At 59.2% G+C, this 13,807-nt stretch carries 8 protein-coding genes; all 8 read right to left on the bottom strand.

Annotated elements, in window-relative coordinates; genetic code table 11:
- Positions 1 to 621, bottom strand: a complete 621-nt coding sequence (locus FND52_RS06580) for a YfgM family protein (protein WP_125294124.1) — start codon at positions 619 to 621, stop codon at positions 1 to 3.
- Between the two features lie 35 nt (positions 622 to 656).
- Entirely contained in the window at positions 657 to 1,931 is a 1,275-nt protein-coding gene (gene hisS, locus FND52_RS06575; RefSeq protein ID WP_125294123.1) for a histidine--tRNA ligase, read from the bottom strand.
- Positions 1,932 to 2,036: 105 nt separating this feature from the next.
- A complete protein-coding gene (ispG, locus tag FND52_RS06570; protein WP_125294122.1) occupies positions 2,037 to 3,152 on the bottom strand; it encodes a flavodoxin-dependent (E)-4-hydroxy-3-methylbut-2-enyl-diphosphate synthase in 1,116 nt (371 codons plus the stop codon).
- A 27-nt stretch (positions 3,153 to 3,179) separates the two neighbouring features.
- Positions 3,180 to 4,196: a cytoskeleton protein RodZ gene (gene rodZ, locus FND52_RS06565; protein ID WP_125294121.1), complete on the bottom strand. Its 1,017-nt coding sequence runs from the start codon at positions 4,194 to 4,196 to the stop codon at positions 3,180 to 3,182.
- A 377-nt stretch (positions 4,197 to 4,573) separates the two neighbouring features.
- A complete protein-coding gene (gene rlmN / locus FND52_RS06560) occupies positions 4,574 to 5,740 on the bottom strand; it encodes a dual-specificity RNA methyltransferase RlmN (RefSeq protein WP_125294120.1) in 1,167 nt (388 codons plus the stop codon).
- A gap of 162 nt (positions 5,741 to 5,902) precedes the next feature.
- Complete coding sequence (gene ndk / locus FND52_RS06555) at positions 5,903 to 6,334, bottom strand: nucleoside-diphosphate kinase (protein WP_125294119.1); 432 nt, start codon at positions 6,332 to 6,334, stop codon at positions 5,903 to 5,905.
- A gap of 162 nt (positions 6,335 to 6,496) precedes the next feature.
- Positions 6,497 to 8,818 carry a peptidoglycan glycosyltransferase PbpC gene (pbpC, locus tag FND52_RS06550; RefSeq protein ID WP_144130140.1) on the bottom strand — a complete coding sequence of 774 codons (2,322 nt, stop codon included), beginning with the start codon at positions 8,816 to 8,818 and terminating at the stop codon, positions 6,497 to 6,499.
- A 10-nt stretch (positions 8,819 to 8,828) separates the two neighbouring features.
- Positions 8,829 to 13,793 carry an alpha-2-macroglobulin family protein gene (locus tag FND52_RS06545; protein WP_144130139.1) on the bottom strand — a complete coding sequence of 1,655 codons (4,965 nt, stop codon included), beginning with the start codon at positions 13,791 to 13,793 and terminating at the stop codon, positions 8,829 to 8,831.
- Between the last annotated feature and the right edge of the window lie 14 nt (positions 13,794 to 13,807).

Raw genomic sequence — 13,807 nt, 5'->3', positions numbered from 1 at the left:
TCAGACGGACAAGTTATTGATTTTCATCTGCATCATTTCACGCAGCGCCGGAGAAGTATTGCTTTCTACCCCTTTGCTCCATGCGTCGCGCGCGCCCTGCTTGTCACCTTTACTCAACAGCGCTTCGCCGCGCAGATCGGCGACGATAGCCACCCAGCCTTCGCCTTTAACGGTGTCGAGCGTTTTTAGCGCAGCGTCAACCTGCTTTTGCTGGATCTGCACACGCGCCAGGCGCACGTTAATCAGCGCCTGCAAATTCTCGTCGCTGGTGTTTTTCAGACCCTGCTGCAGATTCGCTTCCGCTTTAGCAAGATCGTTTTTATCAACAAACTGCTGCGCGAGTTCCAGTGACGCCAGCGCGCCATAGGTATTCTGATTTTTCGCCGCGAACGTTTCCACAGCGGTCAAGGTTTGCGGCTTGTCCGCACGAATGTCTGATATCGCTGTTTGATATTCCAGCGATGCCGCCCGCACGGATTCGTCCTGATGCCCGGTCCAGTAACGCCAGCCTACCAGCGCGCCAATGCCTAACACCACGCCGATGGCCAGCGCTTTGCCATTTTCAGCAAAGAAACGCTTTACCGCGTCGACCTGGTCGTTTTCATTCTCATAAATTTCCACGCAGCCCTTCTCCTTACGATAAATTACCGGGGAAGTTAACCCAGTAGCGCCTGTAAGTGAGCAGCCAGGTCGCTTTGTTCGACCGTTTGCTGTTCACCAGAACGCAAATCCTTCACCACCACCTGACGCGCGGCGACTTCGTTTTCACCCAGAACCAGTGCGATGCGCGCGCCCCACTTATCTGCCCGCGCAAACTGCTTCTTAAAATTACCGCCGCCGTAGTTGGTCATTAGCTTACAGGCTGGCAGCGCATCACGTACGCTTTCCGCCAACAGCATCGCTGCCGTTTGCGTATTCGCACCCGAGGCAACCAGGTAAATATCGACAACGCTTTGCGCTTTAAATTCCGGATTAACTGCCTGAACCAGTAAAACAAGACGTTCCAGACCCATCGCAAAGCCCACGGCTGGGGTAGCGCGACCGCCTAACTGCTCAACCAGGCCGTCATAACGGCCACCGGCGCACACGGTGCCCTGAGAGCCCAGGCTGGTGGTCACCCACTCGAATACCGTGCGGTTATAGTAATCCAGACCGCGCACCAGACGCTGGTTAACGGTATACGCAATGCCCGCCGCGTCCAGATACGCGCACAGCCCGGCGAAGTGTTCGCGGGACTCGTCATCCAGATAATCGCCCAGCGCAGGGGCGTCGTTGAGCAGCGCCTGCACGTCCGGGTTCTTGGAATCCAGCACGCGCAGCGGGTTGGTATACATGCGGCGCTGGCAGTCTTCATCCAGTTGGTCTTTATGCTGTTCAAGGAAAGCGGTCAGGGCTTCACGGTACCTGGCGCGCGCTTCCAGCGAACCGATGGAGTTGAGTTCCAGGGAAACGTGCTCCGCGATGCCAAGCGCACGCCACCAGCGCGCGGACAGCATAATCAGCTCGGCGTCGATATCCGGCCCCTGCAGGCCAAACACTTCCGCACCCAGCTGATGAAACTGGCGGTAGCGCCCTTTCTGCGGACGTTCGTGGCGGAACATCGGCCCGACATACCACAGGCGTTGTTCTTGATTGTACAGCAGACCATGTTCGATACCGGCGCGTACGCAGCCAGCGGTGCCTTCCGGACGCAGCGTCAGGCTATCGCCGTTGCGGTCTTCGAAGGTATACATCTCTTTTTCAACCACGTCGGTGACTTCACCGATAGCGCGTTTGAATAACGGGGTCTGCTCTACAATCGGCAAGCGGATTTCGCTGTAGCCATAGCTGGCAAGCACTTGTTTCAGTGCGCCTTCAATACGCTGCCAAATGGCGGTTTCGCCCGGCAGGTAATCGTTCATGCCACGGATGGCTTGAATGTTCTTTGCCACGTTTATTCTCTTATTAAATACAAAAAATGAACCCGGAATCAGGCCGCACCCGATAAATCGAGGCGGCGAGCGGGTTCAATCATACACGGGAAAGCCGGGCTTGCCCTATTTTTCCTGATGCACATCAATGCGACGGCTTTGGTCCAGCATGCTGGCTTTGGCGCGGATCTTCGCTTCAAGCTGGGCGATCATATCGTCATTATCGAGACGATCTTTGCGCGCGCCGTCTTCATAAAAGCCGCTTTTCTTGTTGCCGCCGGTGACGCCCAGCGTGGAGACCAGCGCTTCGCCCGGTCCGTTCACCACGCAGCCGATAATCGATACATCCATCGGCGTCAGAATATCTTCCAGACGCTGCTCCAGCGCATTCACCGTGCCGATCACGTCAAATTCCTGACGCGAGCATGTTGGGCAGGCGATAAAGTTGATCCCGCGCGAACGGATGCGCAACGATTTCAGAATATCAAAACCGACCTTGATCTCTTCCACCGGATCGGCAGCCAGCGAAATACGCAGGGTATCGCCGATACCTTCTGACAGCAGCAGCCCCAGGCCAATGGCAGATTTCACTGCGCCCGCGCGCGCGCCGCCCGCTTCGGTGATGCCCAGATGCAGCGGCTGCTCAATCTCTTTCGCCAGCAGACGATAGGATTCCACCGCCAGGAAGACGTCGGAGGCCTTCACGCTCACTTTGAACTGGTCGAAGTTCAGGCGATTAAGGTGCTCAACGTGGCGCATTGCGGATTCCAGCAGCGCCTGCGGCGTGGGTTCGCCGTATTTTTCCTGGAGATCTTTTTCCAGCGATCCGGCGTTAACGCCGATGCGAATCGGGATGTTTTTGTCACGCGCACAGTCAACTACGCTGCGAATGCGCTCTTCGCTGCCGATGTTGCCTGGATTGATGCGCAGGCAATCCACACCGTATTCCGCCACTTTCAGCGCGATACGATAATCAAAGTGGATATCCGCCACCAGGGGCACGTTGACTTGCTGCTTGATGAGTTTGAAGGCTTCAGCGGCGTCCATGGTGGGTACCGACACGCGAACGATATCGGCCCCGACGCGCTCAAGCGCTTTAATTTGATTGACCGTCGCTTCCACATCGGTGGTGCGAGTGTTGGTCATTGACTGGACGGCGATTGGCGCGCCGTCGCCTACCGGCACATTGCCCACGTAGATCCGTTTGGATTTTCTACGCTTAATGGGCGCTTCATTATGCATGAAAAATCTCCCCCGTTGCCCGTCTGCTTACTGCGCTACTGATTGTTCGGCATTGAGGGTCAAACGCGCAACCTGGTTGGTTCTGATAAAACGGCTTAAATCGACCGGCTTGCCCTGATACTGGATCTGTACCGCGGCAGGCGCGCCGATTTTTAATTTGTACGGAGCCTGGCCCGCTAAGTTCAGGCTGGCATCTTTACGCTGCAGGCCGCTGAACAGTTTTTTACCGGTAGCGTCGGTGACTTCTAACCAGCAATCGGCGGTGAAATTCATCACCAGCGCGTTCGGATCGGCAGCAGTAGCCGTCGCCGCCTGGCCAACCGGCAGCGCGCTGGCGCTATCGGTCGTCGTCGGCGGCGTAACCGGCGCGGCGGTCGCGGTATCGACATTCGCCTGGCTCGGCGAAACGACCGCGTTCTGCGACGCGTCCGGCGCGGTAGCGGTCGCCACGCCGTTATCGGTATTCACTTCCGCAGGGGCGGTCGCCGGTTGGCTGTCGTTATTGGCTTGTGCAGCGGCGTCATCGTTCGCTGTCGGCTCAGTCGACAGCGGCACGGCCTGGCCCGCTGAAGGATTGGCATTCAGCTCCGCCGTGGACTGATCGGCCATGGTGGTAATCTCTTCCTGCTGGGCCTTGTGGTTTTGCCACCACCAGGCACCCGTCAGGCCGACCACCACGAACAGCACCAGCCAGGTGACGCTCATCAGCCAGCCATCGCGTTTTTTACGGCGTTTGCCCAGGGCGTAACCCTGCATTGGCGCAACTTTCGCGGTTTTCACCGGTGCCTGCTGCGCCAGCATCGGCAGCAGTTCTTCTTCGGGAATATGCACCAGACGGGCATAAGAGCGGATGTAGCCACGCAAGAAAGTCGCCGCCAGTTCAGCGGGCGCTTTATCTTCTTCGATATCGCGGACAGTCGAGACTTTCAGGCATAAACGTTCTGCCACGACTTGCTGGCTAAGACCGAGTTGTTCACGCGCCGAACGCAGACGTTCGCCGGTGGTTTGTGGTGCATTGTGATCGTGAGTGGCTTCAGTATTCATTCGCTACAACTGCTGGAACTGTTTAAGTAAGGAACCAGGCGCTGGCAGGTCACCCTACCCGCACCGCGAAATCAATCTTTTAAGGCTGCAACGTTCAGCATTCGCCCAGGCTGGCCGACAGGGTATTCACGATGCCGACTCAAAAATGCCGTTTGGTCAGTTAAACATAGACACCTTTTGACCAACTGTCCGTGGCTGGCGACGCAATCCAGAATTGATGCGCGTCTAAACTGTTGTTGAGACGCTACATACTGCCTTAAAGCGAGAAGAAACGCACCGTAATTATTGAGAGAATACGTTTCTTCACGTTCTGGTAAAAACACGCCTTTTGTAGCCTGTGCCCAATTTGCCGATCGCAAACCCGGCATCGATGCCAGTCAGACTGCTTTCACCTCAATAGGTTCACCTTGCATACGCTTACGCATCGTACGTTTAGTACGGTCGATCACCTCGCCTGCCAGCTGTCCGCAGGCCGCGTCGATATCGTCGCCGCGGGTCTTACGCACGATGGTGGTAAACCCGTATTCCATTAATACTTTGGAGAAACGATCGATACGGCTGTTGGAGCTGCGTCCATACGGTGCGCCCGGGAAGGGGTTCCACGGGATCAGGTTGATCTTACACGGCGTATCTTTCAGGCATTCCGCCAACTGATGCGCGTGTTCAGTGCCATCGTTGATATGATCCAACAAAACGTACTCCACCGTTACGCGTCCCTGATTGGCGTTAGATTTTTCCAGATAACGGCGTACCGCCGCCAGGAAAGTCTCGATGTTGTACTTCTTGTTGATCGGCATGATCTGGTCGCGAATTTCATCGGTGGGGGCATGCAGGGAGATAGCCAACGCCACATCGATCATATCGCCGAGCTTATCCAGCGCCGGAACCACGCCGGAGGTGGAGAGCGTAACGCGGCGCTTCGACAGCCCAAAACCGAAATCATCCAGCATGATTTCCATGGCGGGCACCACGTTGGTCAGGTTGAGCAGCGGCTCGCCCATCCCCATCATCACCACGTTAGTGATGGGGCGCACGCCGGTTTTCTTCTGCGCGCCGATAATTTTTGCCGCACGCCACACCTGGCCGATAATTTCCGACACGCGCAGGTTGCGGTTAAAGCCCTGCTGAGCGGTTGAGCAGAATTTGCATTCCAGCGCGCAGCCGACCTGAGAGGAGACGCACAGCGTGGCGCGGTCTTCTTCCGGGATATACACGGTTTCCACCAGCTGATCGGCGATTTTAATCGCCCATTTGATGGTGCCGTCTGCGGAACGCTGCTCTTCGGCGACTTCCGGCGCACGGATTTCGGCGATCTCTTTCAGCTTGTTGCGCAGGACTTTGTTGATATCCGTCATCTCATCAAAATCATCGCAGCAATAGTGATACATCCACTTCATCACCTGATCGGCGCGGAACGGTTTTTCACCGAGATTGGCAAAGAATTCGCGCAGTTGCTGACGGTTGAGATCCAACAGGTTGGTTTTTTCTGATTTAGCGGAAACGACGGTTACCGGCGTTTCGGAAGTGACAATTTGCTCAGACATAATGGTTTCCGGCCTCGTTGTTACACGTTATGGCCCATGGTGGGTTGAAAAAAGAAGCGCCCCGGAACGTTGGCTCGTCCCGGGGCGCAGTATTGTACAAACTTCAGCGTCGTGATGCCACGACTGTAAGCGGCATCACAAAAATAAACTTTCGCGGCGTAATTAGCGGGTGCGCGGGCACACTTCGCCTTCACCGAAGAAGTAGGCGATTTCGCGCTCTGCGGATTCCACAGAGTCGGAACCGTGGGTGCCGTTTTCGGTCAGGCTGTCTGCGTAATCTGCGCGCAGGGTACCAGCCAGCGCGTTCGCCGGGTTGGTCGCACCCAGGATTTCACGGTGACGACGTACCGCGTCTTCACCTTCCAGCACGGTCACCACGATCGGGCCGGAAGTCATGAAGGCCACCAGGCCATCAAAGAACGGTTTGCCCTGATGCTCAGCATAGAAACCGCCTGCTTTCTCGGAAGACAGGTGCAGCATTTTGGTGCCAACAATTTTCAGGCCTGCTGTTTCAAAACGAGCAAAAATGTTGCCAATAACGTTTTTTGCCACCGCGTTCGGCTTGATGATGGAAAAAGTACGTTCAATAGCCATTGATAACCTCTGTATGTTGTTCTGTTTACGCCGGAAACCCGGCTTTCGAATTGGCGGCGATTATAATGAGCATCCCGCGTATTGCCTATGGGAATAAGTAACATTTTTTTAAAATAGTGCGACAGCTCGCAACACAATGCCATTGCATCAGCGGGTTGTACACTACTGGACAGTAAAACGGGCCACGGCGGTTTGCCCGGACTCATCCATCACCAGCACCTGATAGTCATCGGCTTTATCGATCTCCAGCGTCAGCACGTCCCCGTGCCCCGATTGCACTTCGCCATTTAAAAACCACCAGCGCGGCCCTTCGCCACCCTGGCTGGTTAAGCGCAGCGGCAAGCGGTTTTGCCCCGGCACACGCTTGATGATGCCGCCGTCGCGCACCCCGGTGAGCAACAGCGGCGTCGCGGCGTCGCTGGTTAACGGCGGGCATGTCGGCGATGCGGCTGGCAGACGCGCGGCGCGCCGTTCCGCGGCGGGCAGCCAGGGTTCCAGCGGCAGCGGCCACATAATCAGGGTTTCGGCATGGGCGTCAGGACAATCGGCGGCGACGCGCTGCCCTTTAGTGTTCACCCACAGCGGATATTGGGTTCCGGTCATGCGCTCCTGCCCCTGCGCCAGCAGCGTCGGAGGCTGGCTGTCGTCCAACAGCCAGGTCGCCAGACGGCGACGGCAGTTGCTATCTCCCGCCGGAAGCTGCTGCCCGCCAGGCCAGCAGACGGTTCCGGCGGCCACCGACGCCGGGCGTGGATCGACAGGTAAACGGGCTTGCTGCAATGCGGAACTGGCCTGTACCAGATTATTCACCTGATTCAGCAGCGGCACCGCGCTGGCAAAGCCCGACTGCCCCGGCACCGGCGTGCCGTCCGGGCGGCCAGTCCAGACGCCGATGATATAGCGCGGGCTCATGCCCACCGCCCAGGCATCGCGATAGCCATAGCTGGTGCCGGTTTTCCAGCCAAACGGCACTACCTGCGGCAGCGCGCTGTCGGGCAGCGGCTGGGCCTCACCTGCCAGAATACGGCGGATAATCCACGCCGCGCCTGGCGACATCAGCGGGCGATCTTCCAGCGCATCCTGCGGCGTTAATCGCAGCTGCGCCGCTCTGCCCTGGCGCATAAAGGCGCTGTAGGCGGCGACAATGTCGTATAAGCGCGCTCCGGCACCGCCGAGGATAATCGACAGGTTCGGCTCTGCGCCGCCGGGCAAGGTTAAGGTCAGGCCCACGTTGCGCAATTTGGCTGCAAAACGCTTCGGCCCGTAGGCTTCCAGCACCTGCACCGCCGGGAGATTCAGCGAACGCACCAGCGCGTCGCTCATGCTGACCGGGCCGTTAAAGCCGCTGTCAAAGTTGCCGGGGCGATAATCCCCAAAGCGGCGCGGCACGTCCTGCAACAGCGAGGCGGGATGGATCAGCGCCTCGTCCAGCGCCAGCCCGTAAACAAAAGGCTTGAGCACCGATCCCGGCGAGCGGCTGGCAAGCACCATATCCACATGCCCGAAGCGGTTCACATCGGCAATATCCGCCGAACCCACCCAGCCGCGTACCTTCATGGTGCTGGCGTCCACCACCAGGATGGCCAGCGAGCCGCGCGGCGGCAGGCGAGGTTTCCAGTTCAGCGCCAGTTCTTCCAGCTGGCGCTGAAGACCCGCGTCCAGGGTGGTAACGATTTTGGTCTCGCGGCTACGCGCGGCCAGATAGCGGGCCAGCAGCGGCGCAAGCTGCGGCATCTGGCGCGGCGCAAGCCAGACCGGCTCTTCCAGCGCTTCTTTTACCGCGTTTTGTGGCCAGACGTGATACTGCGCCAGACGGCGCAGCACTTTATCACGCGACGCCTGGGCGCGTTCGGGCCAGCGGTCCGGACGCAGGCGGCTCGGCGCTTGCGGGAGCACCGCCAGCAACGCCGCTTCGGCAGGAGTCAGCGACGCGGGTGATTTACCGAAGTAAGCCCAGCTTGCCGCGCCGACGCCCTGTAACGTGCCGCCAAACGGCGCGCGGTTGAGATAAAGCGTGAGAATGTCGCGTTTCGACAGGTGCCATTCCAGCTGCATGGCGCGCCACACCTGACGCGTTTTACCCAGAAAAGTGCGGGGATGGGGCTCAATCAGCCGGGCGACCTGCATGGTTAGCGTACTGCCGCCGGACACCACGCGCCCGGCGCTGATGCCCTGCCAGGCGGCGCGCGCAATAGAAAACGGATTGATGCCTGGATGCTTCCAGAACCACCGATCCTCATAGTGGATCAGCGCATCCAGATAGCGGGGGGAAACCTCTTCGATAGTGACGGGATAGCGCCAGATGCCTTCATCATCGGCAAAGCGCCAAAGCGGCGTGCCCTCTTCGGTTACCACTACCCGGGCGGGGTTAACCTCTTTGAGCGGCAGCGGCCAAATGCGGTCCGCCGCCCACAGCGCCAGCGCGAATAACAGTAATGCGCCTGCAATCACGCAGGCGCATTTTTTTAGTTTTGAGACGATCACAAAAGCTTGCTCACGGTGCGATGGTTAACGTCCCTGCACTGCTGCCGGTCGCTCGCCAGGTGGGAACGTACATCGATTCCACCTGCGGCACCGGCACCGTGTATTTGCCCGGCGTCACCGCGCGCGCCAGATAGACCAGCGTGGCGTGTTCGCCTTCGTTCACCGGCAGCGCCGCCACGAAGCGGTCATCGCGGAACTCTACATGCTGAATATCCTGCTGCTGCATCCGGCTCACCAGGTCACTGACCGCGCCGCCGGTTTCACCCAGGCTGGCGCTGGCGTTAGCCAGATTCTGGTTTTCCAGCTCCAGTCCTGCAGGCAGCAGATCCACCACCAGCGCGTCCGGCACGGTTTTGCTGGCATAGACATCCAGCCACACCAGAACCAGTTCGCCGCTGCGCAGATTATTGAGCGATTTCGTGGTGCCGTCGCTGGCCAGGAAGTGGCGTTCAATTTTCAGCACATTGCCGGATTGCTGCGGCGCGCTTTGCGGATAGCCCACGCTGTCGAGCCGCACCCACACCGGGCTATCGCTGGTGTTGGTCAGATGCAGCGCCGCCAGTTTGTCGGCATTCAGATTAAACGCCTGCGCTTTATCACCCTGCAACGGTTCGCCGGACAGCGAGCTTTGCACCTGCCAGGCGGCAGGCTGGTTTTGCCAGCCGCGACCGGCCAGGAACAGCGCATTGCTCTCCTGCGTCGATAGCCAGTGCTGACCGTAAGCCTGGTCTGACAGGGTTTGCAGTAATCCCGCCTGCTGCTGCGCCATTAGTTTGTTCTCTTCCAGCAGGTTGAGCACCAGCGCGCTGTCGCGTAACTCGCTGCCGTAGTCGCCAATCCACTGGGCGCGATCGTTACGCGGCGTCGCCAGGCCCGCATTAATCGCTTGCTGGGAACGGGACGCGTCGCCCATCAGCTTCAGCGCCACGCCAAGCTGTACCAGCGGCAGGCCGGAACTGGCGGCGTTATGTTTGTTCCACAGTTCGCGCAATGCCCCGAGCGGCGCTTTTTGCTGCCGCGCCAGCACCAGCCCTGCATAGGCCTGCACCGCGAACTTGCTGGCGGCGCTGTTATCGCTATAGCGCAGCGCCATCAGGCTGGGGTCCTGCAAATAACGCAGCAGGCGGTTGTTGGCGCGCTCCAGCGCATCCGCTGGCACGCTATAACCCTGTTCGGTCGCCCGCACCAGGAAATCGGTGACATACGCCGTGCCCCAGTACTCTTCCGGGCCGGTTTTATCCCACAGGCTGAACCCGCCGTCCTCGCGCTGCATTTCCAGCAGGCGGGCAATACCCACATCAATCGCCGTACGGCGCTGCTCGTCGCTTTCGCCCTTGATGCCCAATGCTTTAAGCTGCGCTGCGCTGGTGTACAGCGACGGGAACAGGCCGCTGGTGGTTTGCTCCAGGCAACCGTATGGATAGGCTTTCAGCTCGCTGATATAGCGCGCCAGGTTGAGCGGCGGACGGCCACTTAACAACAGGCGTCCTTCCAGCGTAGCCGGCGAGAAGCCGTCGATATGCGACGCCGGAACCTGCCAGCTTTCGCCTGGGTTAAGCATCACCCCGCTGTTGACGGTCTGCGACGGGAACGCCGGACGCACGCCGATTTTCCACTGTTTTTGCGACGGCGCGAAGGTTTCCCCCGGCACGTTCAGGCCGCTGATTTGAGCATTGATTTCGCCATCGCCAAAGCCCTCAAGGGCGCGCACCGGAATAAACAGCGTTTTACGCGCTCCGGCGTTGAGGCTGACTTTCAGCTCGGGGCTGTCCAACAGCGAAACCAGCCCGCTGGCGGAGAGGGAAACGGTGAGATTTTGCGGCGTATCGGTCAGATTACTGACGTCCAGCGCCAGCCGCGATTCATCGCCGCCCGCCAGGAAGCGCGGCATGCTGATGTCGGCGATCAGCGGCGCGGCGACGATGGTTTTTGCCTCGCTGCTGCCGAAGCTGTCCGCCGTCCAGGCTTGCGCCATGACACGCAGTTCGCCGTTGAAATCGCCAATCGGCAGCTGTACCGTGCCTTCGCCTTTATCGTTAAGCACCACCGGCTGCGCCTGTTGCGCCACGATGGTAACGTGGTTAACCGGCGGTTTGCCGCCGCGATTCAGTTCATCGCCGTCGCCGCCAAAACGCAGCGCCGCCAGCCGTCCCTGCCCTTCAATCACCTGGCCGTAGATATCGTAGATATCCGCGCCGTAGGCTTTTTTGCCGAAAAATGCCTCCCACGGGTCTGGGGTTGCGTAATCAGTGATATTCAGCACCCCGCTGTCCACGGCGGAAACCAGCACGTTAACCTGCGTCGGGATGTTGCCCTGCGCGTCAGGTTTCACCTTCAGCTTCACGTCCAGATTGCGGTCCGGGCGCATTTTTGCCGGGGCATCCAGCGTGACAGTCAAACGGCGGTTTTCATCACCCAGCGGCAGATGCAGAATACCGACGGCGCGTTTCGGGGTCGCAGATTTGGACTTGTCGCCAGGACGGATCACCAGCGTGCTGACGTAGAGATCGTGGCGCTGCCATTTTTTATCCACCGGAATGTCGAGGTCCATGCCGCCTTCCGGCACGTCGATAGCCTGCCACCACAGCGGGCCGTCGCTGGATTCAATCATCGCGTAGCCTTTCCCGGCGGCAGGCGCGGCAATATGCAGTTTGATGGTGTCGCCAGGCTTATAGGACGGTTTATCCAGCTTCAGCGTCACGCGATCCGGGCGCGGCGAGCCGCTGCCGTCGCTGTTGTCCTGCCAGCTGTAGCCCGCCCAGAAGCGGATGCTGCTGACGGTGTCATTCGGCGCTTTCACCTCCAGGCGATAGGAACCCCAGTCCACCGGGAAACTCACTTTGCCGGTTTCACCCGCAGCCAGATTCAGCGACTGTTCGCCTTCCACCAGATCTTTTTGATCGAACTGGGACTGCCAGCCGTCGCCTTCCGACCAGTTCCAGAAATAGTCGCGGCGCTCGCGGATTAACCGTATCTGTAAATCGTTCACCGCCAGCTTCTGGCCCTGGGCATCGGTATAGACAATATCAAACCCGGCCTGGCTGCCTTCATCCACCATCGGCTGATTAACCGTGGTGTCGCTGCGATAGTCATACACGGCTTTAGCGGCAAACTGCGGACGAATGCCCGGCAGGTTCGCGGCGGGCCATACCGGCTGTTCGGCGCGACGGGTAATTGGGCGTCCGCCGGACTCCAGCAGGCTGGCCTGCAAAATCACCTTCAGCGGGGAGCGCGCGTCCTGCCACTGGCTGTCGAGCGTCACCTCATTCTGGCCCTGTTCATCCAGAGTCAACTGCACCTCATCGAGGCTACGGCTGAGGTTTTCCTCGGCGATATCGCCGAATTCAAAACCCGGTAGCGCGGCGACCGCTTCACGCAGCGGGCGCAGGAAAATCTGGCCCTGTAACGCATTGCCAGATGCTGGCGCGCCGTAGAGGTAGTGGCCTTCCACCGGGATGTTAAGCGGATCTTTCGGGGAAATCGGCGTTTTCTGCGGCGTTAAGGTTAGCGCCATACGCTCCGGCATAAAGTCTTCGACCTGGAAGCGCCAGCTGCGCGGCTGGTTGTCGCCGATATTGGCGCGCACTGACCAGTTGCCCGTGGCGGCAGTCTGGGCCAGCGGCCAGCTAAACTGGTACAGCCCGTTGTGCGATTTCACCACCTGGGTGCGCGCCACCTGGCCGTCGGGTTTTACCACTTCCAGCTTGATCGGCTGGTCATCAACCGGTTTGCCGTCACCGTCGCGCAGCAGACCGTTGAAGATCACCGTTTCACCCGGGCGATACAGATCGCGCGGGCCGAACATAAAGAACTGCCGCGCATACCCCGCTTCACCGACGATATCAAACTCAGAGAGATCCAGCGCCGGGAGTTTGAGATCCAATAGCGTGGTCTGTTCGCCGTTACGCGCCAGCACCAGCGCGGCGTCTTTTGGCGTCTCCAGCGTCGCGTGGCCGTCGCCGTCAGTTTTCGCCTGCGCCAGGGTCTGGCCTTTCTCGCTCAGTAGCTGGATGTCAACGCTGCCCTGCGGCGCGCCGTTTTCCAGGCTCTGGGTGAAGATGTCGAGCCGGTTATGAAAGCGATGCAGCGACAGGCCAACATCACTTAAGGTAAACAGCGTAGCGGCATTGCTGTAGTTGTAACGTCCTGCCTGATTCATCACGGCGAGATAGACGCCAGGCTGCTGGAGCGGTTTGATGTCTCCCAGCGGCAGCAGCAGTTTTTCACGGGTATTGCGTGCCGGGTTCAGGTCGAAACGGCCGGTATAGACCAGATCCGCCAGTTGCAGCAGCTTGTCCGATTCCCAGTTGGTGAGCGAGTTACGGTACTCCCACTGGCTGACGAACGAGGCCAGAGATTCCGGCTTAATGCGGAAGAAATTCACGTCCACGTTATCGATATTCAGCGCCATCACCGGCAGGCCCTGCACCACTTTGGTGGGCAGCAGCGAACCACGGCTGGCGAAACCGACGCTCGGTTCGATATCACGGGTTTCAAGGGTCTTTTCCCAGTTGATGCCAAAGGTGGCTTCATTCAGCGCTTTCAGCTCGCTGTCCACGCTCACCAGCAGGGTGCGGCTCGGCTCCAGATGGCGCATCCGCAGCTCTTTCAGATTAGGGGCCAGCTCCCAGGCACCATCCACTTTTCCGTTCTTTTTATCCACCAGATGCACGGTGCGGGAGAAATCCTGGTTGGGATCGAGAGGAATCGAAAACGTCAGCACCAGCGTCGCCGCGCCGTCCAGTTGGACTTCCGAGGCGTCAATCAGCGTTAACGGTTTCCCGGCGCTTTGCCCGGCAAGCTGGGCCAGTTTTGCGCTGTCGGGTTTAGCGGCGACGGGGGTTGCGGCCTGCGATTGTTGAGCGGGCGCAGGCTTAGGCTCATTTGCCTTTTCACCCGGTTTATCATCGCAACCTGCCATTGCCAGAATGGCTAATAAGGCTGCCGCAAGCGCGGCGTGGCGTGCTCGTATCATTCTCAAATCCCTGG

The organism is Atlantibacter subterraneus, from assembly GCF_007570865.1.
GTDB classification, from domain to species: Bacteria; Pseudomonadota; Gammaproteobacteria; order Enterobacterales; family Enterobacteriaceae; genus Atlantibacter; species Atlantibacter subterraneus.
This window is presented reverse-complemented; position numbering and strand designations above follow the sequence as displayed.

Bases quoted from the DNA above. Each gene is read 5' to 3' on its own strand.
- ispG (WP_125294122.1), bottom strand. From the start codon at position 3,152: ATGCATAATGAAGCGCCCATTAAGCGTAGAAAATCCAAACGGATCTAC.
- ndk (WP_125294119.1), bottom strand. From the start codon at position 6,334: ATGGCTATTGAACGTACTTTTTCCATCATCAAGCCGAACGCGGTGGCA.
- rlmN (WP_125294120.1), bottom strand. From the start codon at position 5,740: ATGTCTGAGCAAATTGTCACTTCCGAAACGCCGGTAACCGTCGTTTCC.
- FND52_RS06545 (WP_144130139.1), bottom strand. From the start codon at position 13,793: ATGATACGAGCACGCCACGCCGCGCTTGCGGCAGCCTTATTAGCCATT.
- rodZ (WP_125294121.1), bottom strand. From the start codon at position 4,196: ATGAATACTGAAGCCACTCACGATCACAATGCACCACAAACCACCGGC.